The organism is Corynebacterium sp. LaCa_282, assembly GCF_057198125.1.
This window is the reverse complement of record NZ_CP191095.1, coordinates 665,335-689,039: the sequence shown is the minus strand read 5'-3', so window position 1 is coordinate 689,039 and position 23,705 is coordinate 665,335. Positions and strand designations below refer to the sequence as shown.

At 59.8% G+C, this 23,705-nt stretch carries 26 protein-coding genes; 8 read left to right on the top strand and 18 right to left on the bottom strand.

The genetic code is table 11. The features are described from left to right. Positions 1-23: 23 nt before the first annotated feature. Positions 24-665 (bottom strand): 3-oxoacid CoA-transferase subunit B, encoded by a 642-nt coding sequence (locus ACP8KU_RS03215; protein ID WP_005278126.1) that lies wholly within the window; start codon positions 663-665, stop codon positions 24-26. Then, complete coding sequence (locus ACP8KU_RS03210; RefSeq protein ID WP_005278125.1) at positions 665-1,408, bottom strand: CoA transferase subunit A; 744 nt, start codon at positions 1,406-1,408, stop codon at positions 665-667. Before ACP8KU_RS03210 ends, ACP8KU_RS03215 begins: the two co-directional genes overlap by 1 nt. 116 nt (positions 1,409-1,524) lie before the next feature. Here ACP8KU_RS03210 and ACP8KU_RS03205 point away from each other — a divergent pair, with 116 nt between their 5' ends. Together ACP8KU_RS03205 and ACP8KU_RS03200 are read left to right on the top strand one after the other, a co-directional pair. Then, positions 1,525-2,298: an IclR family transcriptional regulator domain-containing protein gene (locus tag ACP8KU_RS03205; RefSeq protein ID WP_284623280.1), complete on the top strand. Its 774-nt coding sequence runs from the start codon at positions 1,525-1,527 to the stop codon at positions 2,296-2,298. A gap of 9 nt (positions 2,299-2,307) precedes the next feature. Next, positions 2,308-3,525: an acetyl-CoA C-acetyltransferase gene (locus tag ACP8KU_RS03200; RefSeq protein WP_278722948.1), complete on the top strand. Its 1,218-nt coding sequence runs from the start codon at positions 2,308-2,310 to the stop codon at positions 3,523-3,525. A gap of 12 nt (positions 3,526-3,537) precedes the next feature. Here ACP8KU_RS03200 and ACP8KU_RS03195 read toward each other — a convergent pair whose 3' ends face one another. Beyond that, positions 3,538-3,702 (bottom strand): hypothetical protein, encoded by a 165-nt coding sequence (locus ACP8KU_RS03195; RefSeq protein ID WP_005278122.1) that lies wholly within the window; start codon positions 3,700-3,702, stop codon positions 3,538-3,540. A 154-nt stretch (positions 3,703-3,856) separates the two neighbouring features. Between ACP8KU_RS03195 and ACP8KU_RS03190 the strand changes: the two genes are divergently transcribed. Then, positions 3,857-4,138 carry a hypothetical protein gene (locus tag ACP8KU_RS03190; RefSeq protein WP_023017147.1) on the top strand — a complete coding sequence of 94 codons (282 nt, stop codon included), beginning with the start codon at positions 3,857-3,859 and terminating at the stop codon, positions 4,136-4,138. Between the two features lie 68 nt (positions 4,139-4,206). Here the strand turns inward: ACP8KU_RS03190 and dnaG are convergent, their stop codons facing one another. Then, positions 4,207-6,126 (bottom strand): DNA primase, encoded by a 1,920-nt coding sequence (gene dnaG, locus ACP8KU_RS03185; RefSeq protein WP_284644034.1) that lies wholly within the window; start codon positions 6,124-6,126, stop codon positions 4,207-4,209. Between the two features lie 225 nt (positions 6,127-6,351). Between dnaG and ACP8KU_RS03180 the strand changes: the two genes are divergently transcribed. Together ACP8KU_RS03180 and ACP8KU_RS03175 are read left to right on the top strand one after the other, a co-directional pair. Then, complete coding sequence (locus ACP8KU_RS03180) at positions 6,352-6,774, top strand: guanyl-specific ribonuclease (protein WP_035108420.1); 423 nt, start codon at positions 6,352-6,354, stop codon at positions 6,772-6,774. Between the two features lie 2 nt (positions 6,775-6,776). Then, positions 6,777-7,010 (top strand): hypothetical protein, encoded by a 234-nt coding sequence (locus tag ACP8KU_RS03175; protein ID WP_005278112.1) that lies wholly within the window; start codon positions 6,777-6,779, stop codon positions 7,008-7,010. Positions 7,011-7,218: 208 nt separating this feature from the next. Here the strand turns inward: ACP8KU_RS03175 and ACP8KU_RS03170 are convergent, their stop codons facing one another. Both ACP8KU_RS03170 and ACP8KU_RS03165 read right to left on the bottom strand, forming a co-directional pair. Beyond that, on the bottom strand, positions 7,219-8,511 hold the full coding sequence (locus tag ACP8KU_RS03170; protein ID WP_237792601.1) for a deoxyguanosinetriphosphate triphosphohydrolase: 1,293 nt from the start codon (positions 8,509-8,511) through the stop codon (positions 7,219-7,221). Positions 8,512-8,522: 11 nt separating this feature from the next. Further along, a complete protein-coding gene (locus ACP8KU_RS03165) occupies positions 8,523-9,110 on the bottom strand; it encodes a YdcF family protein (RefSeq protein ID WP_484483970.1) in 588 nt (195 codons plus the stop codon). 71 nt (positions 9,111-9,181) lie between these two features. Here ACP8KU_RS03165 and ACP8KU_RS03160 point away from each other — a divergent pair, with 71 nt between their 5' ends. Next, positions 9,182-11,200 (top strand): TPM domain-containing protein, encoded by a 2,019-nt coding sequence (locus ACP8KU_RS03160; protein WP_484483969.1) that lies wholly within the window; start codon positions 9,182-9,184, stop codon positions 11,198-11,200. Between the two features lie 31 nt (positions 11,201-11,231). Here the strand turns inward: ACP8KU_RS03160 and ACP8KU_RS03155 are convergent, their stop codons facing one another. The 3 genes from ACP8KU_RS03155 to ACP8KU_RS03145 are packed head-to-tail and all read right to left on the bottom strand — an operon-like array spanning position 11,232 to position 13,655. Beyond that, complete coding sequence (locus ACP8KU_RS03155) at positions 11,232-11,750, bottom strand: hypothetical protein (protein ID WP_484483968.1); 519 nt, start codon at positions 11,748-11,750, stop codon at positions 11,232-11,234. An 11-nt stretch (positions 11,751-11,761) separates the two neighbouring features. Continuing rightward, the gene (locus tag ACP8KU_RS03150) at positions 11,762-12,271 is read right to left on the bottom strand and encodes a hypothetical protein (RefSeq protein WP_023030407.1); all 510 of its coding nucleotides are present in this window, start codon (positions 12,269-12,271) and stop codon (positions 11,762-11,764) included. A 4-nt stretch (positions 12,272-12,275) separates the two neighbouring features. Further along, positions 12,276-13,655 (bottom strand): glycine--tRNA ligase, encoded by a 1,380-nt coding sequence (locus tag ACP8KU_RS03145; protein ID WP_005278106.1) that lies wholly within the window; start codon positions 13,653-13,655, stop codon positions 12,276-12,278. Positions 13,656-13,843: 188 nt separating this feature from the next. Here ACP8KU_RS03145 and ACP8KU_RS03140 point away from each other — a divergent pair, with 188 nt between their 5' ends. Then, the gene (locus tag ACP8KU_RS03140; RefSeq protein WP_005278104.1) at positions 13,844-14,134 is read left to right on the top strand and encodes an ArsR/SmtB family transcription factor; all 291 of its coding nucleotides are present in this window, start codon (positions 13,844-13,846) and stop codon (positions 14,132-14,134) included. Between the two features lie 68 nt (positions 14,135-14,202). Further along, positions 14,203-14,622, top strand: a complete 420-nt coding sequence (locus ACP8KU_RS03135; RefSeq protein WP_034658244.1) for a Fur family transcriptional regulator — start codon at positions 14,203-14,205, stop codon at positions 14,620-14,622. Positions 14,623-14,653: 31 nt separating this feature from the next. On the opposite strand, the gene ACP8KU_RS03130 is transcribed toward ACP8KU_RS03135, so the two are convergent. From ACP8KU_RS03130 to dnaJ, 9 genes are all read right to left on the bottom strand, one after another. Then, complete coding sequence (locus ACP8KU_RS03130; protein ID WP_284636514.1) at positions 14,654-15,406, bottom strand: isoprenyl transferase; 753 nt, start codon at positions 15,404-15,406, stop codon at positions 14,654-14,656. A gap of 10 nt (positions 15,407-15,416) precedes the next feature. Next, on the bottom strand, positions 15,417-16,133 hold the full coding sequence (recO, locus tag ACP8KU_RS03125; RefSeq protein WP_237792607.1) for a DNA repair protein RecO: 717 nt from the start codon (positions 16,131-16,133) through the stop codon (positions 15,417-15,419). Between the two features lie 6 nt (positions 16,134-16,139). Beyond that, positions 16,140-17,177, bottom strand: coding sequence for a GTPase Era (gene era / locus ACP8KU_RS03120; RefSeq protein ID WP_484483967.1), 1,038 nt, complete (start codon positions 17,175-17,177; stop codon positions 16,140-16,142). A gap of 913 nt (positions 17,178-18,090) precedes the next feature. Then, positions 18,091-19,110, bottom strand: a complete 1,020-nt coding sequence (locus ACP8KU_RS03115; RefSeq protein WP_484483966.1) for a formamidase — start codon at positions 19,108-19,110, stop codon at positions 18,091-18,093. Between the two features lie 126 nt (positions 19,111-19,236). Beyond that, positions 19,237-20,085, bottom strand: coding sequence for a pyridoxal kinase PdxY (gene pdxY, locus ACP8KU_RS03110; RefSeq protein ID WP_023029092.1), 849 nt, complete (start codon positions 20,083-20,085; stop codon positions 19,237-19,239). Positions 20,086-20,136: 51 nt separating this feature from the next. After that, positions 20,137-20,757, bottom strand: a complete 621-nt coding sequence (ybeY, locus tag ACP8KU_RS03105; RefSeq protein ID WP_023029093.1) for an rRNA maturation RNase YbeY — start codon at positions 20,755-20,757, stop codon at positions 20,137-20,139. Next, on the bottom strand, positions 20,758-21,735 hold the full coding sequence (locus ACP8KU_RS03100; protein WP_005278096.1) for a PhoH family protein: 978 nt from the start codon (positions 21,733-21,735) through the stop codon (positions 20,758-20,760). Positions 21,736-21,745: 10 nt separating this feature from the next. Further along, positions 21,746-22,489, bottom strand: a complete 744-nt coding sequence (locus ACP8KU_RS03095; protein WP_023029095.1) for a 16S rRNA (uracil(1498)-N(3))-methyltransferase — start codon at positions 22,487-22,489, stop codon at positions 21,746-21,748. Next, on the bottom strand, positions 22,489-23,649 hold the full coding sequence (dnaJ, locus tag ACP8KU_RS03090; protein WP_484483965.1) for a molecular chaperone DnaJ: 1,161 nt from the start codon (positions 23,647-23,649) through the stop codon (positions 22,489-22,491). Before dnaJ ends, ACP8KU_RS03095 begins: the two co-directional genes overlap by 1 nt. Positions 23,650-23,705 lie beyond the last annotated feature (56 nt).

The window sequence follows — 23,705 nt, the reverse complement described above, 5'->3', positions numbered from 1 at the left end:
CGATTTTTCACGTCCACAACTAATTAGTCGAGCGCAACCTTAAAGGGTGCGTCCGTGACCTCGCGGATGGACTCCTCGGTTTCGCCCTCGGCGACCTCGATAAGCGTCAGGCCCTCCAGCTCGTCCACGGTGAATACGGCGCGGTCAGTAATAATGAGATCCACACAGCGAGCGCCGGTCAGCGGCAGCTGGCACTCCGCCAGAATCTTGGAATCGCCGTGCTTGGATACGTGCTGCATCATCACCACGATGCGCTTGGCGCCGTGCACTAGGTCCATCGCACCGCCCATGCCCTTGACCATCTTGCCGGGGATCATCCAGTTGGCTAGGTCGCCGAATTGGGATACCTCCATGGCACCGAGCACCGCGACGTCGATGGCGCGGGAGCGGATCATGGCAAAGGACTCGGACGAGGAGAAGAAGGATGCACCGGGGGCTTCGGTAATGGTTTCTTTACCGGCGTTGATGAGCTCCGGATCCACCTTGTCTTCTTCAGGGTAGGCACCAACGCCTAGGATTCCGTTCTCAGAGTGCAGGACCACCTCACGGCCCTCTGGCAGGTAGCCCGGGATGAGCGTCGGCATGCCGATGCCCAGGTTGACGTAGTCACCATTGTCCAGTTCTTGTGCGGCGCGTGCCGCCATTTCTTCGCGTGACCAGGTCATTACTTGCTCACCGTCCTGAATTCGATTCCGGTTTCTTGTTTGCCCACTTCCACTACGCGGTCCACGTAGATTCCGGGCACATCCACCTCTGCCGGCGGAACGGCTTCTACCAACTGTTCTGCTTGCACGATGGTGATATCGGCGGATTTGGCTGCATCGGGGTTGAAGTTCTGGGCGGTTTTATTAAAGGCAAGGTTGCCAAAGCGATCCGCGCGGGCGGCATGGACGAAGGCGAAGTCCGGGGTAAGAGCTTCTTCCATGACGTAGAGCTCGCCGTTGAACTCGCGGGTTTCCTTCGGTGCGGAGGTCTCCGCGATGGTGCCGTCGGGGTTGTAGCGGGTGGGGATATCGCCATCGGCAAGCGGCGTGCCCACGCCAGCCTTGGTGTAGAAGGCTGGAATGCCCGCGCCACCGGCGCGCATGCGCTCTGCCAGGGTGCCCTGCGGGGTAAATTCGACGGTAAGCTCGCCCTCGAGGTACTGGCGCGCGTATTCCTTATTGGTTCCCAGGTAGGAACCAATGGAGCGGGCGATGCGGTGATCCTTGAGCAGCAGGCCCAGACCAAAATCGTCCGTACCAAGGTTATTGGAAATGATGGTGAGCTCGCTCGCACCCTGGGAGCGCAGCGCGGCAATGAGTTGCGCTGGAATACCCACAAGGCCGAATCCGCCCACCGCGATGGAGGAACCGTCCGGGATATCCGCGACGGCCTCCTCTACTGAGGCTATGACTTTATTCAACATGGGCCTTAGACTACGTGCGGTTCACAGACAGCACAAGGGTTCAGAATGCGAACACGATCGGGTACACTGAAGAGACCTGGGCCACTTAACCCTAAAAATAGCTTGGAGGACACACCGTGGCAGATACCCCCGTAGTGCAATCATTAGCCCGCGGACTCAACGTCATTCACTCGTTTAATGGCGAACGCCCACGGCAAACACTGGCCCAGGTTGCCGAGGTCACAGGCCTAGCCCGCGCCACCGCACGCCGTTTTCTACACACGCTTGTCGCGGAAGGTTACGCCCGCACCGATGGCTCGGATTTCTGGCTCACCCCGCGCGTTTTGGAACTGGGCTATTCATACCTATCTAGCTTGGGACTGCCGGATATTGCCCAGCCCCATTTGAGGGAGTTATCCACCAAACTCGATGAGTCCTGCTCCGTGAGTGTGCTCGACCGCGACACCGTGGTCTACATCGCCCGCGCCGCCGCGCACCGCATTATGTCCACCAATATCACCATCGGCACGCGCTTCCCGGCGCACGCCACGTCCATGGGCCAGGTGCTGCTCGCTGATTTAACGCCGGCGGAGCTGGATGAGTACTTCGCCACCACCGGCCCGCTCGAGCAGGTCACCCCGCACACCCTGGTATCCCAGGATGCATTGCGGGCCCGGCTCGGCGAGGTGCGGCGGCGCGGCTGGGTCATCGTGGATCAAGAGCTAGAAATCGGCCTGCGCTCCATCGCCGTTCCCATCCGGGATCGCACCGGGCGCGCGGTGGCGGCCATCAATATTTCCACCCAGACCTCCGTGTATTCCACCCAAGATCTCACCGCGCAACTCCTCCCCGAGCTCCTCACTACCTGCGCGGCCATTTCCCACGATCTCACTACCACCGAAATTTCCTAAGGAGAATCCATGCATACCCAAGACGTCGTCCTGTGCTACCCCAAGCGCACCCCAGTCGGCCGCTACGGAGGCGCGCTGAAATCCGTCCCCGTCCAGGATCTGGCCAGCCTGGTGGTATCCACCATAGTGGAAGAATCCGGCATCGATCCAAACGTCATTGATGACATCATCCTCGGCCAGGCCTCCCCGAACGGCGCTGCGCCTGCCTTGGGCCGCGTCGCCGCCCTCGATGCCGGCCTGCCCGTCTCCGTGACCGGCATGCAGCTCGATCGCCGCTGCGGCTCCGGCCTGCAAGCCATCGTCACCGCCGCCGCCCACGTCGCCACCGGCGCGGCCGAGGTGGTCATCGCCGGCGGCGCCGAATCCATGTCGCGCACCGAGTACACCGTGGACGGCGATATTCGCTGGGGTGCGAAGGGCGGAAACATGGTCTTTCGCGATCGCCTCCAGGAGGCCCGCGAAACCGCCGGTGGTAAAAACCACCCCATCCCCAGCGGCATGATCGAAACCGCCGAAAACCTTCGCCGCGAGCGTTCCCTGTCGCGCGAGGACCAAGACGAGCTTGCGGTGCGCTCCCACCACAACGCCGCCCGCGCGCAGGAGCAGGCGCTTTTCGATGCCGAAATCGTCCCCGTCTCCGTCCCCCAACGCAAGGGGGATCCCATCATCGTGGATAAGGATGAGCACGTGCGCGCCGATTCCAGCGTGGAAAAACTGTCCAAGCTGCGCCCGGTGATGGGCAAGCAGGATGACGAGGCCACGGTGACCGCAGGTAACGCCTCCGGTCAAAACGACGGTGCCGCCGCCGTCCTCGTTACCACCCGCGAAAAGGCCGACGAGCTTGGTCTCGAGCCGATGGTGGTATTGAAGGGCTGGGCGCTTGCCGGCGTGGAACCAGAGCGCATGGGCATCGCACCGGTTGAGGCAACCCGCAAGGTCATGGACCTCCTCGACCTCACCTTCGATGACCTCGACCTCATCGAGCTCAATGAAGCCTTTGCCGCCCAAGCCCTCGCGGTACTAGATCAGTGGGGCATCTCGCCCGAAGATCCCCGCTTCAACCCCAACGGATCCGGCATCTCACTGGGCCACCCGGTGGGCGCGACCGGTGCCCGCATCGTGGTTACCGCCGCGCACCACCTGCGCCGCACCGGTGGCAAGCGCGCGCTGGTTACCATGTGCATCGGCGGCGGCCAGGGCCTTGCCGCCATCGTTGAGGCGGTCTAGCCTCCACAAGCGCTATTCGCTGCTGCCGTAATCCCCCACCGGGCGCTGCACCAGGGCGCCATCCGCGTTGGGCTCGCCCGCCGCGATGCTGGCAGTAACCAGCGCGGCTAGGGCCACGGCCGAAGCCGCAGCTGAGGCCATCGCCGAGTCCCTACCTGCCCGCATGGAATACTTCATTTCCTTAACGTAGCGCGAATCAAGGTTCGGGGAAAGGAAAAAGAGAATAAGGGGTAGATGAGGGGTGCGGTGGATAACCCGACAACGACACCGCACTTCGCTGTAAGCTGGAGTGGAACTTTGCTCGCATGATTTTAAGGGGACTTAGTCAATAATGATCCAATTCGTCTTTGGCGCCGCCGCAGGGTACGTATTTGGCACCAAGGCGGGCCGCAAGCGCTACCACCAGATGAAAAGCGCCTACCAAAAGACCGTCAACTCCCCCGCCACCAAGTCCGCGGTGCGCTCCGCGCGCAAGATGGTAGCCAACCGCCTGGATCCAGAGCCACGCATGCGCGAAATCCACGACCTTTCTGAAAAGCGCCGTGGAAAAGGAAAAATTCGGGGCGACCAAACTCCGCAAGCCGATCGCATCTATGAGCCGGATGAGGATTAAACCCCTTCCGCGCTAACCCCCTCCCCGCGCAGCACCTGAACTAGCGTCCGAGTGCCTGCCCGGGGATTTTATATCCCCGGGGTGCCGCGAAAGGCGCGGTCATTGAGCTCGCGGCGGGCCTGTTCCAAGGCAATCAAGTCCGCGAACAGGGAGTTATAACCGGCCTCATCATCGGTAGGCCGCATCCGGCCCAATTGGGCTTTCAGCTGCGCAATCTGATCGCCCACGACGGTTTCCTGCAGCCGCGAGAGCACCGAGTCCGCATATTTTTCCGCGCCCACGTCCGTGGGCAAGATGGCCTCAACTGCCAACTCGGAAACGAAATTCCTCCCCGTCAGATCCTGCATTTCCCCGGCAACGGCGGCAATCCAATCCACCCCGGACATGGTGGCACCCTTTTCTGCCCCGCCCACGGCGGAAATCGCTTGGCGGACGATGCGATAGGCGTCGTTGGTATAGGCATCGGCAGTAATGCCATCAAAATACGAGCCAACGACCTCCGGCATCTGCAAGGCCAATTTCAGTGCCTCCCGCTGCGGCCACAGATGGGTCTCCTTCGGGCTGGGCGGATGGATCATCGGCACGTCTTGCTGCGTCGGCTGCGGCTGTGCATTATCAAAGCGGCGAATCGTCGGCTTGTCTGCTTTCTTCGGCTTCTTCGCCTCCGCGCGCACTTGGCGCAGCACCTCTTCCGGATCGTTCCAGCCCACCCAGCCGGCAAGCCGGCGGGCGTATTCGCGCTGTAGGGGCTGGTCCCGGATCTGCGCAACGATGGGCACCGCCCGCCGCAAAGCCTGCAAGCGGCCCTCAGCAGTATCGATCCGGAAATCAGCAATGACTGATTGAATGACGAACTCAAACATGGGGATGCGGTCTGCCACCAGATCGCGCACCGCGGCATCGCCCTTTTCCAAGCGCAGATCACACGGGTCCATGCCGTCTGGGGCCACGGAAACAAAAGATTGTCCGGTAAATTTCTGCTCGCCGTCAAAGGCACGCATCGCGGCCTTCTGCCCAGCCTCATCACCATCGAAGGTGTAGATGAGCTCGCCGTAGAAATAGGAATCATCCAGCATGAGCCGGCGCAGCACCTGCAGGTGCTCCCCACCAAAGGCCGTACCGCACGAAGCCACGGCAGTCTTAATGCCTGCCGCGTACATGGCCATCACATCCGTATAGCCTTCCACCACCACGGCCTGGTGGCCTTCTGCGATATTGCGCTTGGCCAAATCCAGCCCGAAGAGCACCTTAGACTTGTGATAAAGCATGGTCTCGGGCGTATTCATGTATTTGCCCAGCTTGTCATCATCAAAGAGCTTGCGCGCGCCAAAGCCAATAACGTTGCCGGAAAGATCCTTAATGGGCCACAACAAGCGGCGGTGAAAACGGTCAATGGGACCGCGCTTGCCCATCTTGGAAATGCCGGCTGCCTCTAGTTCTTCAAAGGAAAAGCCCATGCGCAATAGGTGCTTTGTGGCGGTGTCCCAACCTTCTGGGGCGTACCCGCACTCGAAATCATAAATAACCTCGCGGCTAAACCCGCGGTCCAGCAAAAAATTGCGCGCCGTTGCCGCCTCTGGGGTTTCCAGCTGCTTCCGGTAGAACTCGTGCACCGCCTTATTCGCCGCGATGAGCCGCTGCCTCGTACCCGGCTTCTCGTTGCGAGCACCGGTCGAGCCGCCCTGATAGTTGATGTGGTAGCCAATCTTCTGCGCTACGGCTTCCACGGCCTCCGGGAAAGAGACCTGTTCCATTTCCATCAGGAAGCTGAATACATCGCCACCCTTACCGGTAGAAAAGCAGTGATAATAACCTCGCTGCGGGCGGACGTGGAAGGACGGCGTCTTTTCATCCTTGAAAGGGCTCAAGCCCTTCAAAGAATCGTGCCCGGCAGGTTTGAGCTGCACATATTCGCCCACGATTTCTTCTAAAGGCGCGCGTTCACGGATAGCTTGGATATCACTGTCCGGAATTCTGCCCTTTGCCATGGCTACAGACTACCCCGCCCATATATCGGATGCTTAACTGCCAAAGCCAGGATGGTCGCATTGGACCGCGCCGGTTAGCAAGTACACAGAATCACCGTGTTTTACCCACATGTGGGGCGCCTTCTCCCTGGGTATTCCCACCCCCGGGACGGGGCAATTTTGGATATCGGTCTTGACGCGGTGGACGTTTATGTTTTCGAGATAGTTCCTGCAACAATAGGGAGCATGTCCAAGTCCAAAGCGTCTAAGAAATCGCTTCCAGTGGCCCTTGGTGGACTCGCCATCGTCGCAGGCGCTAGTTATTTCGGCTTCGACCTCGGCGGTGATGAGGATGCAACGTCGACGGATGAGACCTGCGCAATTTCTTCTCTTCCCAGCGAGGTCGAAGAAACCGCGGACGATATTCTCGCCGGCGGCCCTTATGCCTACCCCGACAATGACAATTCCCATTTTGGCAATTATGAAGGCGTCCTCCCCCAGCAGGCGCAGGACTACTACCGCGAGTACACGGTAGAAACCCCTGGCAGCAATCATCGCGGTTCGAGGCGCATCGTCACCGGCGGCGGCACCGAAACCGACCCCGATGTGTGGTACTACACCGACGACCATTACCAAACATTCTGTTCTATCCCGGACGCAGAGGATTAATAGTGCACCGCATTTTAATTACGGAACCCATCCGTACCCGTACGGATTTCTTCAACGCCTTAGGCCGCACCCACGGCTGCGTGGATTGTGGCCCGCGCAGCCTAGAGGATCTAGCTAAATTCCTGCGGGAGAATGAAGTATCCACCATCGTGGCTGCCAACATGGAAATGGAATTGGATGACTTCGCGGCCATCGCCGCCGTAGTCCAGGATGAAGGCGTTAGGCTCGCCCGCTAATAGCTAGTCCGCGGATGCTGGAGCTCTGAGGATGCTGGTGCCCCGCAGATGCGGACATTCCGCAGATGCTATAGGTCCTCTGCAATAACTGAGCATCGCGCGCCCTCAGTTATCACTTTTTCGCCTCAAAAATAGCAGCGGAGGTTGCACTTTTAGAGAAAGGCCGCGCCCAAGCTCCTCCGAAGGGGCCACCCAGCCCGTTTAACCATTAATCCAAGAACCCCGAAAGGTCAGCGCTCCGGCGGGCCAGCCGCTCAAGGCGGGATTCGGTCATGGAGGCGATCTGATCAATAATGGCGCGGTCGCGGGCGGCGTCTGTATCGGCCTGCTCCCACCACAGGCGGAAGGTAGCATCGAGCGAACCGGGCGCGCCCGCAACGAGGTAGTCGTAGACGCGATAGATGCGCTCGCGCTGGCGGTCTTGGCGCGCCAAGTGCGCTGGTTCATCCATCACGTAAAGCACGGCGATGGTTTTTAGGAGCTTGACCTCTGCCTGCGCCAATGGCGGAACGCGCAGGTCACCGTGCATGCGGCCGAGCGTATTGGCGCTGATGAGTTCGGCATTCGCCTCCGAGGTGGCACCGATGGTGGCGCCCACGTAGCGCCCTACCAGCTCAGAGGTCATCTTTTTCAGCTTGGCATAATCGCGCAGGGTGTAGTCGAAATTGCCAAGGGCGTTGATGACATCGAGGTTGCGCAGGCTATCGGCGGCTTCCAAGAGTTCATCGGCAGTTCCGCCAAAGGCCTCGGCGCCCTTTTCTGCAAGGTGGGCCAGCTCCACCAAATCCCACAACACGTTCAAGGAAATGCGCTGGGAGATGATGCCGTCTTCCACGTCATGCACGGAATAGGCAATATCATCGGACCAGTCCATGACCTGGGCCTCGATGCACTTTCGCTTATCGCTATGGCCTTCGCGCAGCCACGCTAAAAGGTCCGCATCCTCATCATAGGCGCCGTATTTGCGGTTGATGGTGCCATCCGGATTGGTCTTGGTCCAGGGATATTTGCAGGCCGCATCGAGCGCGGCGCGGGTGAGGTTGAGGCCGAAGCTATGGGCGGTGCCATCGGTGTCCTCGACTAGGACTTTGGGCTCGAGGCGGGTCAGGATGCGCAGGGTTTGCGCATTTCCCTCGAAACCGCCTTGTGCAACCTCATTGAGCGCGTTTTCGCCATTGTGGCCATAGGGCGGGTGGCCGATATCGTGGGTGAGCCCGGCCATGTCACAGAGATCCGGATCAAGACCAAGCCCTGCTCCGATACCGCGGGCAATCTGGCCTACTTCGAGCGAGTGGGTAAGCCGGGTGCGCGGGGTATCGCCATCGCGTGGGCCTACAACCTGGGTTTTATCCGCCAATCGCCGCAGCGCAGCCGAGTGCAAGACGCGGGCGCGGTCGCGGGAGAAAACCCCGCGGTGTTCTTCGATATCGCTAATCGTGGATCCCTTGGGCCGTTCTTCGGCCAGCCGGGCAAAATCAGCTGCAGCATAAGAGTAAGACACGGCGTTTTAGTCTATTCCCCCTGCGTGCGGTCTGCGTCTTTATTTTGCATCGTTTCGTGCCGCAGCTTCTGATTCGGCCGCAGCAGCAGCTCAATGCGGTAGAGGCGCCTTTTCCAGGCACGCGCGCACTGGGGAGAAACGATGCTGGCGAGCCCAATATAAAACAGCCCGCCGCATTCGTGCGCGAGGTAGCGCCACCAGGGCTTGGAAAAGCGCCGGGCGGGATAATAAGGCGTGCCGGAAACGTGGGCGTTGAGCCCTTCCTGCTTGGCGATGACCCACGTGCGCAACCTGTGCAAGGGATCGGTGACGATGATGGCATCGGCAAGGCCGTGGGCATCGATAACCGCAGCTAAGGACTCACGCGTGTCGAGGCCTTCCTCCACGGCGGATACCTGCAGCTCAGGGAAGTGCTCGCGCAGGTAATCGCGCGCTACCCCGGCCTCGGTAAACCGGTCTCCGGGCAGCTGGCCGCCGACGGTTATGACGGGCAGGCCGCGGGAGGTGGCCAGCTCCCCGGCATGGCGCAGGCGCCCGGCTAGGATGCGGGAGGGGCGGCCATCGTATTGCGCGGTGCCTAAAACAACGACGTATTTCACAATGCTTCCCACCCTACTGCCTGCAGAGGAGGTTCTCCGGATTGGGCGTTCGGGCAGGTAGAGTTGTGGGCATGAATCTTAGTGCACGAATCGGCCGCGCTACCATCGCGGCATTTTTGCTCGGCTGCACCTCCATTGGCGCAGGCCAGGCCTTAGCCTCGGAGACCACTACCATTGCCCAAGCCGCGGATACGGCGGCGGTGACAGACAGGGTAAATGATGAGGCAGGGGTCTTAAGCACCGAGGAAATTAGGGAGATCAATGAGAAGATCACCCAGCTACAAAAAGACCAGTCGCTCATCATCTTCGTTGTCTTCGCAAACGATCTAGGCACTGATCCAGAAAGCTATGCGCGCAACATCGTCAACGAGAAAGGCCCGAATTCTGCGGCCTACGTCGTTGGTGTGAATGAGCGCCAGGTGGGCGTGCAAACCGGCGATCAATGGCCGGAAGACCGCCTGGATCAGATGTACGATGCCGCCTATAGCAAGCTCTCCGCTGAGGAATACGGCGCTTCTGCGATCGCGCTTGCCGATGCCGCCCTTGGCTCCTCCAGCTCCTCCGATTCCTCCGGCATAGCCTGGTTGGGCGGTGGCGCCGCCGCCATCGTCGCTGCAGGCGGTGGCATCTGGTACTACTCGCGCCGCAATACAAAGAAGAATCAGGCAAAGACCTTAGAGTCCGCCCGCGAGATTGCGCCAGAAGATACCGATCAATTAAACCGGCTACCGCTGGAAACCCTGGATAAGTTGGCCCAGGAGGAACTGGTCTCCACGGATGAATCCATCCGCCGCGGCAAGGAAGAGCTCAATATCGCCCTATCTGAATTCGGGCCGGAGCGCACCCGCCCGTTTACCAAGGCGATGAATCATTCCACCTCTACCTTGCAAAAGGCCTTCAAGATTCGCCAGCGCCTCGATGATGCGGTGCCAGAATCCCAAGCCGAGCGACGGCAGATGCTGGTAGAAATCGTCTCTACCTGCGGCCAAGCCGATGACGCACTGGATAGCCAGGCAGAAGAGTTTGCCCGGATGCGCGACCTGCTGCTGCAAAGCGACTCCAAGTTGGACGAGCTCACCCAGCGCATCGTCGGGCTGCGGACCCGCCTGCCGGGCGCCGAAGGTACCCTCACAAAGCTCCAAGAGGACTACTCCGCAGAGGTCTTATCCTCCATTGCGGATAACCCAGAATTGGCGAGCGCCTCCCTCGATGAGGCGGAAAAGCTCTTGGACCAAGCCCGCGAGGTGCAGGGCCAACCCGCCGGCCAACAGGGCTCGCTCGTGGGGCTTATCCGCGATATCGAGCACGCCACGGAGGTTACCGATAGGCTCCTGACCGGTGTAGAGCACGCCGAGGAGAATATTTCCTCCGCGCGCCGCAATCTGGGCGCGCTCATTACCGAGGTCGAGGGCGAAATCGAGGAAGCCCGGGAGCTAGAGCGCCAAGGCAAATCCCAGGGAACCCAGGCGGATTGGGAGGCCCTCGAGGAGCTGCTTGAGCGCGCTTCTGCCGCGGTCACTGACGCCAAGCAGAAGGGCGATACGGATCCCTTGGGCCAGCACACCGCCCTTATGAGCATCGATACCGAGCTTGATGAGCGCCTCGACCGTGTGCGGGAAAAGACTTCCACCCACGCGCGCCAGCTCGAGCTCTTCCACCAGCAAATGTCGGTGGCGGAATCCAATATCCAGGCCGCCGAGGATCTCATTTCTTCGCGCGGGCGCATTGTTGGTTCCGGCGCCCGCACCGCGCTTGCCGATGCCAAGCGTCTCCACGCCCAAGCCCTGCACACCCAGCGCAGCGATATCCGCAGCGCGCTGCAATCCTCCCGCGAAGCCGTTGCCGCAGCACAGACCGCCCTGCAGCGGGCCAAGGATGATTCCGATGAGTACCGCCGCCAGCAACAACGCCAGCAGACGAGTTCCACGGCCGGCAATATCATCACCGGTATGGTTCTAGGCCAAATCTTGGGCGGCGGTGGCCGCGGCTTCGGCGGAGGTTTCAGCGGAGGTGGCGGCAACTTCGGTGGCGGCGGCGGAGGATTCTCCGGCGGCGGTGGCGGAGGCGGTTTCCGCGGCGGCTCCTTCTAAGCCCGGCTCAGAAGGCCTGCTTTGTTGGCGCTTAGCCGCGCACGATGCGCGGTGCGGCATCGACAAGCAGGCAGCTATAGCTCAGCACCACCGCATCTAGGTCTGGAAGGCCATTGTTTTCAGAGGCCGCTACTTCTAGGCCATTGCCCCGCGGGTTAAGGCGCGCAACTTCGGTGCCCTCCGCGCTGCCATCTTGGCTGTCGAGGGCCAGTATGCGGCGCTGCTTGCCAAAGATGGCGGAGCGCTCCAAAAGGTAGTGTGCATCTCCGCAGGTCGCGCGCAGGCGCGTGACGGTCAAACCCGCCTGCGAAACTTCACACTGCTTCGCTGCCTCGGAGCCCGCGCTGCGGCTGGCACGCGGCCTAGCCCGCAAGAAGAAACGCGGGGAGGCGGTTGTCCCGTCTAGCGAGGTCTCCACATCAAAAAGCACATCCGGCTGTGCGGGATCCCCAGAGAGCGCGCCGGCAATGGTCAGTACCCCGTCTCGCACCCAGGCGATGTCGGTGCCGCGTACGTCGCGCAGAGTAGTACCTGTCCACTGCCACGGCATCGTTCCCGCCATTAGAAGATGAACACCGCCAGCAGGGCGACGATGGAGGCTAACACCAACGTGATGATCCATACCCACGCGGAATTTTTGGTGTTCTTTTCCAAAATTGCGCGGGTAAACCAGCTGAGACCGGCGATCTCAGCGGTGCTTAGACCCTCCGCATCGTCTTCGAATTCCAAGATGGCCTTGCGGACACCAGAATTCTTGGCGGAAAACTGCGCCACCTTGTTGTCATCGACATCATCGATGATCCAATCGCCGCTATTTTCATTGACGTAATGAAAGGTGCGGCCATTGAGCGAGGCCTCCAGCCGCTTATCGCGGCCGAGGCGGCCGGCGAGGCGGTAGACGGAGCCATCGTCAAGCGTGGCCGAAGCGCCCAGATCGCTGACCTCGACGCGCCAAAAGTTGCCGTCTACCTCGGCGGAATGCTCCGCAAAGACGCCTAGGCGCTCCGGCCCCTCCTCAACGAGGAGGACGGGCTTTTCGCGGTCGGAGCGATCCCAGCTGGTGTAGTGCATCTGCTTAGCATCCAATCAGGCGCGCGGCGAGGTAGGACTCAAGATCCTCAATCTTTACGCGCTCTTGCTCCATGGTGTCGCGCTCGCGCACGGTCACGGCGTTATCCTCGAGCGAATCGAAGTCGAAGGTGACGCAGAATGGCGTACCAACCTCGTCTTGGCGGCGGTAACGGCGGCCGATGGCGCCGGAGACGTCAAAGTCCACGTTCCAGTAAGCGCGCAGCTTATCCGCGAGCTCGCGGGCCGGGGTGGAAAGCTCTTCCTTCTTGGACAATGGCAGGACGGCGACCTTGATGGGCGCCAAGCGGCGGTCCAGGCGCAGAACCACGCGCTTGTCGGTGCCGCCCTTAGCGTTCGGGGCCTCTTCCTCGTCGTAGGCATCTACCAAGAAGGCCATCATGGAACGGCCCAAGCCGGCGGCCGGCTCGATGACGTACGGGATCCAGCGCTCATCATTGGCCTGGTCATAGTAGGACAGGTCCTCGCCAGAGCCCTTATCGTGGACGGACAGGTCATAATCGGTGCGGTTGGCCACACCTTCCAGCTCGCCCCACTTGGAGCCCTTGAAGCCGAAGGCGTACTCCACGTCCACGGTGCGCTTGGAGTAGTGCGAGAGCTTTTCCTTGGGGTGCTCGTACAGGCGCAGGTTTTCTTCCTTGATGCCCAGGTCGGTGTACCACTTGTAGCGGTCATCGATCCAGTACTGGTGCCACTCTTCGTCCTCGCCCGGCTTGACGAAGAACTCCATCTCCATCTGCTCGAACTCGCGGGTGCGGAAGATGAAGTTACCCGGGGTGATCTCGTTGCGGAAGGACTTACCAATATTGGCAATGCCAAATGGCGGCTTCATACGCGAGGAGGTCATCACGTTCTTGAAGTTGATGAAGATGCCCTGTGCGGTCTCCGGGCGCAGGTAGTGCAGACCTTGCTCGTCATCGACTGGCCCCAGGAAGGTCTTCAGCAGGCCAGAAAAGGCCTTCGGCTCGGTCCAGTCACCTGGCTGGCCGGTTTCCGGATCGTTGATGTCTGCCAGGCCGTTTTCTGGCTCGTGGCCGTGCTTTTCTTCGTAGGCTTCGATCAGGTGGTCGGCGCGGTAGCGCTTACCGGTGTGGCGCGATTCCACAAGTGGATCAGTAAAGACCTCCACGTGGCCGGAGGAGACCCACACCTGGCGCGGCTGGATGACGGAGGTATCCACGCCCACGACGTCGGGGCGGGATTGGACCATGTGGCGCCACCACTGACGCTTGATGTTTTCCTTCAACTCCACACCAAGAGGACCATAGTCCCATGCGGAGCGGGAACCGCCGTAAATCTCACCCGCCTGGTAGACCAAGCCGCGGCGTTTACACAGATTAACAACGGTATCGATAAGGGATGCCATGGTTGTAAAGGACTCCTCTGGTAGGGGACAGTCGTGACAATCTCATTCAGTCTAACCCTTATCCCCCATCAGTAGTGGGATCAGGGGGTGCAAATTTAATTCGGTTAATGTACAGGTAATGACCAACTTGAGGTAATATAGTAGTGGTCGACAGATAATAGATACCGTATTGAAGGTGCCCACTCCCTATGACGACCGTTCAATTAGCATTTAATAACTCTGCGGCCGCAAGCGTTATCGCGGCCCTCGATTCCCCGCTGCGCATTTCCATTATTACCCGGCTGGCGGAACGCGACCACTACGTGCACGAGCTAGTAAAAGCCACCGGCAAGTCCCAGCCGCTGATTAGCCAGCACCTGCGGGTACTTAAGCAGGCAGGGATTGTCAGCTCTGAGCGCAATGGCCGCGAGGTGACCTATTCCCTAGTTGCGCCGGAGGTTTTAACCCTTTTGGAAGACGCCGCGAAAATCGCCTCTTAATCACTAGTCTGCATATAAAGACGATTTATTATAGCGCTTGTTGAAAAAGAGTTGATAATATGGATGGCATGTCCATTCATGAGAGTATCCCCAAGCTCGGCTCGCGCAATACTAAACAGCGCACCGCGGTGGTCGAGGTCCTGCGGGACATCGACAAGTTCGCCTCCGCCAAGGAAATTTATCACCAGCTCCAAGAGCGGCAAGAAAAGGTCGGTCTCACTACCGTCTACCGCACCCTACAGTCTCTTTCTGATATTGATGCCGTAGATGCGCTACACATGCCCAACGGCGAAACCCTCTACCGCCATTGCGAGACCGACGCGCACCACCACCACTTGGTATGCACCAAATGCGGCCGCACCGAAGAAATCGATGGCGGCCCCATTGAAAAGTGGGCTTCGGCCGTAGCCGCCGAGTACAACTTCGAACTTACCGGCCACGACGCGGAGATCTTCGGCGTGTGCTCGCAGTGCGCCGCCGCGCAGTAATCACGCGTGCTGTTTTAACCTCCCTATTTCCCTACTTCACAGCACCGAAGCGGCGATCGCGGCGGGCATATTCCTCAATAGCGGCAAAGAGATCCTCCGGGGTGAAATCCGGGAAAAGCTTATCCTGATAAATCATCTCGGCGTAGGCAGATTGCCACAGCAGAAAGTTCGAGGTGCGTTTCTCACCGGAAGGCCGCAAGAATAGATCCACATCCGGCATGCCGGGATCATAGAGATTCTCTGCGATGGTGCTTTCTTTAATATCGCGCGGACGGATCTCACCGGCGGCGACCTTTTCCGCAAGCTGACGCACGCCATCGACCATTTCCGCCCGGCCACCGTAATTAACGCACATGGCCAGCGTCATTTTTGTATTATTCTTGGTCAATTCTTCGGCGGCCTCGAGCTCCTTAATCACTGAGCGCCACAGGCGCGGGCGCCTTCCCACCCACACCACGCGCACGCCGCGCTCGTTGAGCCACTCGCGCTGCCGGCGCAGCACGTCGCGATTAAAGCCCATCAAAAAGCGCACCTCTTCAGGGCTGCGCCGCCAGTTTTCAGTGGAAAATGCATAGGCCGAAAGGTACGGGACACCGGCGGCGAGGCAGGCATCGACGACATCGAGAAGCACCGCCTCTCCCCTGCGGTGGCCTTCCGTGCGTTTCATGCCCTTTTCCTGGGCCCAGCGGCCATTGCCATCCATCACCAACGCAATATGGCGCGGCAGCAGCTCATCCGGGATATTCGGCGGGGTCAGGCGACGAGAAGGATCTGGGGTAATCACGGACTACAGTTTACTGTTCCATCACCTGTAATGCGGACACATTTCGCTCCATGTGCCACTGCAGGTGCGCCCGCGCTAGTCGATGCCCCTCCTGCCGCTGCGCATTCGTCGGGTCCGTCGGGTAGCCATGTGCCAAAAGCCACAAGTGGTGCAGGGTTTCCGGATCCACCTCTGCAGCACCTGGTGGCCGGCATTCGTGGCAGGCGGCGCCGCCGACGGCCGGGTGAAAGGCGTGGTGCGGGCCGGGGCGCTGGCACTGGGCGCAATCAAAAAGGCTCGGTGCCCACCCGGCATGCGCCATGGCCTGCAATAAGAACGCATCGAGCGTTTGCGTCGGCTCATCGGTTTGCAATTGCTCGAGCGCAGCTACGACTGCGTTGTAGAGGTACGGGTCGCCGTCGCCATCCGCGTAGATGAGCCGCTCCGCCGATTCCAAGACCGCGCAGGCGGCCGTATAGCGTTCGTAGTCTTCGATGAGACGCGCACCAAAATAATTCACCGTATCCGCTTGGGAAATCGTGGCCAGGTTCTTCCCCACATACAGCTGGACGTCCAAATTGACGAAGAGCTGCAGCCGCGATCCAAAACGGGATTTTGCTCGGCGCACGCCCTTGGCCACCGCACGCACCAACCCATGGTTTTGGGTGAGAAGTACGATTACGCGGTCGGCTTCCCCAAAATCATAGGAGCGAATGACCACGGCGCGGTCGCGGTAATTTTCGCGCATGGCCTTTTAGAACCCGAGCCTGCCCAACGACTTGGCATCCGATTGCCAATTCTTCAGTACCTTGATGCGCAGGTCCAGGTACACGTTCTGGCCCAGTAGTTCCATGATTTTCTTGCGGGCATTGCCCACAATCCGGCGGAAACGCAGGCCATCTTTACCCTCGATGATGCGCTTTTGCCCTTGACGCTCCAAGTACATGATGGCGTGAATATCCAGCACTCCCTCACGCGTGCGCGAGGGCAGCATTTCATCGATTTGCACCGCAACTGAGTGCGGCAGCTCCGCCTTCAAGCCAGATAGCGCGGCCTCACGGATGAGTTCTTCAATGCGCTTTTCTTGCCCCTCATCAGTGATGTGATCATCCGGATAGAACTTCGGGCCCTCCGGCAAGTGCTCCACGATGACCTGCACCAAGTCATCCAACTGCACGCCCTTTTTACTAGAAACCGGAATCACCACAGCCTCCGGATCCTCTTGCGACAACAACTCGTGCAAGGCCAGAAGCTGTGCGCCCACCTGGTCCTTGGATGCTTTATCCAGCTTGGTCACGATGCCAATGATGGGGGTCTGCGGCGCAATCGAGCGCACATTATCCAAGATCCACCGGTCACCCGGGCCGATCTTTTCATCTGCCGGAATGGTCAACCCGATAACATCCACATCCGCATACGTTTCTTTGACCACTTCATTCAGCCGCTCACCCAATAAGGTGCGGGGTCGGTGCAGGCCCGGTGTATCCACCACGACGACCTGTGCGTCCTCGCGGTGAACCAAACCGCGGATGGTGTGGCGAGTCGTTTCCGGCTGGTCCGCGGTAATGGCGATCTTTTGGCCCACTAGCACGTTGGTCAGCGTGGACTTACCAGTATTCGGGCGGCCCACAAAGGATACGAATCCAGAGCGGAAACCCTCCGGGGTATCCGTGTACTGCGAATAATCTAACGGAGCGGCCTTCTCCCCGGCGGCTTCCGGAGCGGCATCATCGGGGTCATCTGGCAGGCCCTCGAATGCCGCATCAAACTGTGCATCAATATCAGAACTCATTACCTGCAATGATAGCCCACCGCACCAAAATCTCCGATTGTTTCACGCCACAACAAATCTGCAGGCTAAGCTAAGACAGTTCTCTCCTCCAAGGTATATCTCTCACCGCTTTCTGAAAGGCACTCCGCCATGCCAACCAAGTCTCCCCTACTGCTCCTGGGCGCTCTTCTCACCTTTTCCATTAGTGCCTGTTCATCCCCTGATGCTGACCCTTCGCCTGCCGAAGAGGAATCCACCAGTACTTCTACTAGTTCATCATCCAGCTCACCCAGTGCCTCCTCTTCGAGCAGCGTTGCACAAGCCACCACGCAAGAGCCCACCTCCGAAACCCCAGCAGAGCCAGAAGCCCAAGTAGCAACTGAGGAGTCAGGTGCACAACCACAAGCGGCAGCCGCTGAGCCAGAGCTGCTGTACTGTGAAATGGGCCTTGGCGCAGTCGGGAGATTTTCTGATGGCTCTTCGCACCAAACCGAACTGTGCAATACCCCTGCACTCCAGCGTTCCGTGCGCGCAGAAGGAGTATGCGGTGGCCTTAATGGACACTTGCTTTATCCAGACGAGTGGCCAGAACTTTGCAACGGCGGCGCTCCATATTCCGGACCACCGCAGGGTGGAGCCTCGCCAGAATTCTATGACGAAGGTTCTCTCACGGGAATGCCCATAGAAGTACAAGGGGAAGGCCACTAGAGCGGAGCCCCGAAGCTGTACCGCTCCGCCCCTTTCGCAGATGCTATAGGTCCACTGCAACAACTGAGCATATTCGCGCCTGAAATGTAGCAAATGGCGCTCAGATATACCCGAGGACGTTGACCTTTTGCGTTCTCGATCAGTTCAACACCCGCCCGAAGGCCCCGCTCCCTCATAATGTACGAGGGTACGGGGCCTTCAGGAGCTAAAAGAACTAGCCAGGCGCCTATTTCTTGAATTCATCCGGAAGCGGGCCTAGCTGCGGTCCGTCCGGGTAGTACTTCCAGCCGTCCTTGATGCGGACATCATCGGACCACGGTAGTTTGTACTCGCCCTTGGCCAGATCTTCTACCCAGGTGAGGTAGTTTTCGGTCTTTCCGCCTGGGTAGCCAACGTAGCCGCGATTGCCCAGGTTGAAGATGTTGTTTTCGAGGCCCCAGTTGATGCGCGCCTTATCAGCCAGCGCTGGAAATACCTCTGCAGTGACGATTTCGCCCGGGTTGCGGTGGCCCTCAGAAATCATGTGGCCATCGTAGTTGCAGACATTGCCCTCACCGAAGTAGTAGAAGACCTGGTCATAGCCTGCCAAGTTCACCGATGCCGTGTACATGAGGTTCTGGAAGGCGTTAGTCTTGTTGGTCATCACCCACTGGTCTTGGGTCTGGGTGGAATAGCCCGAGATGCGGATGTAGACATTGGCGCCCTTATAGGCGGCTTCGCGGGCGAGCTCAGGGAACATGCCATCGTGGCAGATATTGACCGCGAGCTTGGACCCCTTCGGGCCATCGCATACCGGCATGCCCAAGTCGCCTGGGTACCACGGCTCGATGGGGGTCCATGGCTGCAGCTTGCGATAGTGCAATGCAATCTCACCGTCGGAGTTGATGATAATCGCCGTGTTGAACGGGGGTTCCCCCTCTTCATGGTTGGGTTCCATGATGGAGAAGACGCCCCAGACATCGTTGTCCTTACAAGCCTGCTTGTACTGGTCCACCTTGGGGTCATCGAGGTCGATGAGAAATTCATCGTAGGACCAAATCTTGGTGTTCAGTCCCGACGAGGAGTATTCCGGAAAGACGATGAGATCCAGGTCTGGGTAGCCAGCCTTGGTCGAGGCAACCATGCGGCAGATTTCATCGACGTTTGCCTGAACGTCTTCTGGGGTATTGACTACGGGAACTGGGTATTGGATAAGGGCCATCAACAGGCCGTCGGGGGATGCGCTGATGCTTCCGGTGCTGGACAAGACGGGACTCCAATCACGTCGTCGATTAAGTTACACCTATCACTCTATATGGCGAACATCACGTATCCACTAGAAAAACGACGCTCTTGTCTCAGATTGCAGACGCATCCCCTCTGGGAGACAGCTTTAGAGCTCCTCGGCTTGGAATTGCATGCTCGGGTGGGCGAAAGCGTCTTGGGCCTGAATGAGCTGCAGCTCGGTGGATTCGGCTTCATACGTGGTGCGCAGAAGCTCGTAGACGGAAGATGCGGTGCGGCGCAGCGCTTCTTTAACGTCATGGGTTTCAACGTAGTGGCCGGTAAACAGCGCGGCGGTCACGTCGCCGGAGCCGTTGCGCTTAAACGGCAACAGCGGGGTCGAGAGCAAGAAAGCGCGCTCACCGTCGACGGCGAGCATCTCAATCTGATCCGCAGGGGTTTCCGGGCGCTTTACGGAGGTAACCAGTACCGTCTTCGGCCCCATTTCCTGCGCCTTCTTCACCGCCGCCAAGGTCTGGTCCAAGGTGCTGACCTCGGTATCGGTCAGATAGCCCAGCTCAAATTGGTTTGGAGTGATGATATCGGCAACCGGCACCACGCGGTCGCGCAGCAGCGGCGGAATGTCATCGGAAACGAAGCAACCCGACTTCGCATTACCCATCACGGGGTCGCAAGCATAGAGCGCCTTGGGGTTGACGGCCTTGATGCGGCGAACGGTGTCCACGATGGCATCGGCAATGTCGGAGCCGCCCTGGTAACCGGAAAGAATGGCGTCGATGCCTTCAAAAGCACCGCGCTTTTCGATGCCATCGATGATCGACGTGACATCACTGGCCGGAATCATCGGCCCGCCCCAGTCACCGTATCCGGTGTGGTTGGAAAAATTCACCGTGTGCACGGGCCACACCTCGTGGCCGGCGCGCTGGAGGGGAAAGACGGCCGCGGAATTTCCCACATGGCCGTAGGTGACATGAGACTGGATGGAAAGGATAGTCATAGCTATCCATTGTGCTACTGACTGTGCACAGAGACAAAGGAATGGGCGAAATTATTCTTGGGGTTCCTCGTCGCGTGGTTCCCCGATGGCAGGAATTCCGCCACCAGGCACCTGCTCATCAAGGCGTGCGCGCTCGGCAGCATCCGGAAAGGCCTTCGGGCCCGATGGCTTTGGCTGGTAGCTTTTCCCGCGTGCGGCGAGGTCATCGTACCAATCCGCCAGCAGTTCATTCTGCCGGGCAAACATTTCCTTTTCCTCCGCCGCGGTGGCGTGATCGTAGCCCAGCAAGTGCAGGCAGCCGTGCACCGTCAATAGCGCGAGCTCGTGGCCGAGCGAATGCCCGGCGGCATCGGCCTGTCGCAGGGCGAACTCGGGGCATAAGACGATATCGCCAAGCATGGCAGGTCCCGGATCGGCGGCATCGGGGCGCCCGCCACCAGAAGTGGCGCCGGGAGTGAGCTCGTCCATGGGAAAACTCATCACATCGGTAGGGCCCTCTAGATCCATCCAGCGGATGTGCAGATCCTCGATGGATTTCAGGTCCACGCAGGTAATGGTGCATTCTGCAGCGGGATTGATGTCCATTGCGCCGAAGGTATAAGAGGCGACATCGATCAGCATCTCCTCGTTGACGCCATCAAAACCCGACTCATTGAGAGATTCGATACTCACTTATTCCCCCTCGTTTTCCGCGGCGTTTTTATTATCAAAGGAATCATAAGCATCCACGATGCGGCCCACCAGCTGGTGGCGCACCACGTCTTGGGCGCTGAGATCCGCAAAGTGGATATCGTCCACGTTATTGAGAATCCGCCGCACAATGCGCAGGCCGGAAACCTGGCCGCGCGGGAGATCCACCTGAGAGATATCGCCGGTGACCACTATGGTGGAACCAAAGCCCAGGCGGGTCAAAAACATCTTCATCTGCGCCGGTGTAGTGTTTTGCGCCTCATCGAGGATGACAAAAGCATCATTGAGCGTGCGCCCGCGCATATACGCCAGCGGGGCGACCTCGATGATGCCGGCATCCATGAGCTTGGGGATCATCTCTGGATCGAGCATGTCCCGCAGCGCGTCATAGAGCGGGCGCAGGTACGGGTCGATCTTGTCATTGAGCGTGCCTGGCAAAAAGCCCAGGTTTTCGCCCGCCTCAACCGCCGGACGGGTGAGAATAATGCGCGAGACTTGTTTATTTTGCAGGGCCTGCACGGCCTTCGCCACCGCCAGGTAGGTCTTGCCTGAACCGGCCGGGCCAATGCCAAAGACCACCGTATTATTATCGATGGCCTGCACGTATTCAGACTGCCCAACCGTCTTGGGACGGATTGACTTGCCGCGGCGCTTGACGATGTCCGCCGCCATCGCCGCCGCTACCGACTGCGGCGCCTCTACAGCGACCATGTCCATGGTGTGCTTGACCGTATCGGTAGATACGGCATGGCCGCGCCTAGCGATGGCCTCGAGCTCATCGAGGATCTTCGCGGCGCGGGCTACCTCGTAATCGGGGCCGGTGACGGTGACAATATTGCCGCGAGCAAAAAGGTCCGCATCGAGGCGGTCATTAAGCACGCGAAGGTTATCGTCCGCGCTGCCCAAAACGCTGCTGACATACGCGGAATCGATCTCACATTTCTTGGTGATGATAGGCACGTCTAATAGGCTACCAGCGCTCAGTCCGCATGCCGATAGCCGCCAAGGCCACCATCGCCGCGCTGGCGGTGCGCAAAACCTCCGGGCCCAATTTGATGGCAACGGCTCCTGCCTCGCGCAGTGTTGTCAGCTCTTCTTCCCCGATGCCGCCTTCGGGGCCGACCAAGAGGAAGACCTCGCCGTGCAAGCCCACCTCCCGGATGGATTCGGTGGCTTCCTCGTGCAGGACTAATACGCTCGCCGATTCTGCGCGCTCTGCCAGTTCCGCAACCAATTGGCGGGTAGTCAGCGGGCCGCGCACCTGCGGGATGCGGTCTCGTCGGGATTGCTTTGCGGCCGCTTCGGCCGCGGCCTGCCACTTCGCAACGGCCTTCGGCGCCTTCTTCCCGTCCCACTTGGCCACGCAGCGATCCGCCTGCCAGGCGATGATCTCATCCGCCCCGGCCTGTGTAGCCAGGTCAACGGCTAGCTCGGCGCGCTCGGATTTGGGGATCGCCTGCACCACGGTTACCCGCGGATTCGGTTCCGGAAGCTGGGTAACGGACTCGACGGTGCCGGTCAAGTGGTCCTTGCCCGAGGTCTCGGTGACGGTGAGGGTAAGGCGGATTCCGGTGCCATCGATAAGCGCCAGCTTCTCCCCCTGCTGCATCCGCTTGACCGTCACGGCGTGGCGCGCCTCAGGCCCAGACAGCGTGATGGCGTCTCCGGCCTGGGCGGCGGAGAGATCCGGGTGGATGAAGACGGGCAGCGACATTAGCGGCGGAACTTATCGCGCAGGCGGGTAAAGAAGGAGTCTTCCTGCCCGTCGCTGGCGGTGCGCACGCGGGCGCCCTCATCGCGGGTATTGCGGATCTTTTCCAGCGCCTCGCGGCTCTTGCGGTCCAGATCCTTGGGAACAACCACGTCCACGTGGGCAAACAGGCTGCCGTAACCATCGGTGCGCAAGCGTGGCATGCCCGCGCCTTCGACCTTGATGGACTCGCCCGGCTGGGTGCCCGGCTCGATATCGATGGTGAGCTCTTCGCCGTTGAGCTGGTCGATGGTGAAATTGGTGCCCAGGGCAGCATCGATCATCGGCACGTGCACGGTAACGTTCAGGTCATCCGCATTGCGCTGGAAGACCTCGTGTTCCTGGGTGTGCACCTCCACGTAGAGGTCACCTGCAGGGCCACCGCCGTGGCCGACCTCACCCTGGGAGGCCATGCGGATGCGCATGCCATCGTTGATGCCGGCCGGGATGGAAACTGTGAGATCGCGGCGCTTTTTCACGCGTCCGTCGCCGGCGCACTGGTTGCAGGGATCCTCAATGATTTCGCCAAAGCCCTGGCACTTCGGGCACGGGCGGGTGGTCATCACATTGCCCAAGAAGCTGCGCTGCATCTCCTGGATCTCACCCATGCCATTGCAGCTATCGCAGGTAACGGGCTTGGACTTGGAGTTCGAGCCGGTACCGCCACAGGAATCGCACAGCACCGCGGTATCAACGGTAACCTTCTTCTTTAGGCCGGTATAGGCCTCTTCCAGGCTAATGCGAGTGCGCAGGAGGGCATCGTTGCCGGGCTGCACGCGCGACTTAGGTCCGCGGGATCCGCCGCCGGCGCCACCGCCGAAGAACTCGGCGAAGATATCGCCCAAGCCACCGCCGCCGAAGCCGCTAAATCCGCCGGCACCGGCGCCGCCGCCTCCGCCGCCTTGCTCCATGGGATCGCCGCCCATATCGACGATCTGGCGCTTTTGCGGATCCAGCAAAACTTCTTGGGCTACCGAGGCCTCACGGAATTTCTCCGCCGCTGCCTCATCATCCGGGTTCACATCCGGGTGATACTTGCGGGCCAGCTTGCGGTACGCCTTCTTAATTTCCTGGTCCGTTGCGTCCTTATCAACACCGAGGATGCCGTAATAGTCACGAGCCACTGTTAGAGATATTCCTTACTCGATCGTCTTGTTGGTATTACCTTGCAAAAATTTAT

Coding starts and splice junctions, on each gene's coding strand:
- ACP8KU_RS03215 (WP_005278126.1), bottom strand. CDS start 665: ATGACCTGGTCACGCGAAGAAATGGCGGCACGCGCCGCACAAGAACTG.
- ACP8KU_RS03210 (WP_005278125.1), bottom strand. CDS start 1,408: ATGTTGAATAAAGTCATAGCCTCAGTAGAGGAGGCCGTCGCGGATATC.
- ACP8KU_RS03200 (WP_278722948.1), top strand. CDS start 2,308: ATGCATACCCAAGACGTCGTCCTGTGCTACCCCAAGCGCACCCCAGTC.
- ACP8KU_RS03195 (WP_005278122.1), bottom strand. CDS start 3,702: ATGAAGTATTCCATGCGGGCAGGTAGGGACTCGGCGATGGCCTCAGCT.
- ACP8KU_RS03190 (WP_023017147.1), top strand. CDS start 3,857: ATGATCCAATTCGTCTTTGGCGCCGCCGCAGGGTACGTATTTGGCACC.
- dnaG (WP_284644034.1), bottom strand. CDS start 6,126: ATGGCAAAGGGCAGAATTCCGGACAGTGATATCCAAGCTATCCGTGAA.
- ACP8KU_RS03180 (WP_035108420.1), top strand. CDS start 6,352: ATGTCCAAGTCCAAAGCGTCTAAGAAATCGCTTCCAGTGGCCCTTGGT.
- ACP8KU_RS03160 (WP_484483969.1), top strand. CDS start 9,182: ATGAATCTTAGTGCACGAATCGGCCGCGCTACCATCGCGGCATTTTTG.
- ACP8KU_RS03155 (WP_484483968.1), bottom strand. CDS start 11,750: ATGCCGTGGCAGTGGACAGGTACTACTCTGCGCGACGTACGCGGCACC.
- ACP8KU_RS03150 (WP_023030407.1), bottom strand. CDS start 12,271: ATGCACTACACCAGCTGGGATCGCTCCGACCGCGAAAAGCCCGTCCTC.
- ACP8KU_RS03145 (WP_005278106.1), bottom strand. CDS start 13,655: ATGGCATCCCTTATCGATACCGTTGTTAATCTGTGTAAACGCCGCGGC.
- ACP8KU_RS03140 (WP_005278104.1), top strand. CDS start 13,844: ATGACGACCGTTCAATTAGCATTTAATAACTCTGCGGCCGCAAGCGTT.
- ACP8KU_RS03135 (WP_034658244.1), top strand. CDS start 14,203: ATGTCCATTCATGAGAGTATCCCCAAGCTCGGCTCGCGCAATACTAAA.
- recO (WP_237792607.1), bottom strand. CDS start 16,133: ATGCGCGAAAATTACCGCGACCGCGCCGTGGTCATTCGCTCCTATGAT.
- era (WP_484483967.1), bottom strand. CDS start 17,177: ATGAGTTCTGATATTGATGCACAGTTTGATGCGGCATTCGAGGGCCTG.
- pdxY (WP_023029092.1), bottom strand. CDS start 20,085: ATGACTATCCTTTCCATCCAGTCTCATGTCACCTACGGCCATGTGGGA.
- ACP8KU_RS03095 (WP_023029095.1), bottom strand. CDS start 22,489: ATGTCGCTGCCCGTCTTCATCCACCCGGATCTCTCCGCCGCCCAGGCC.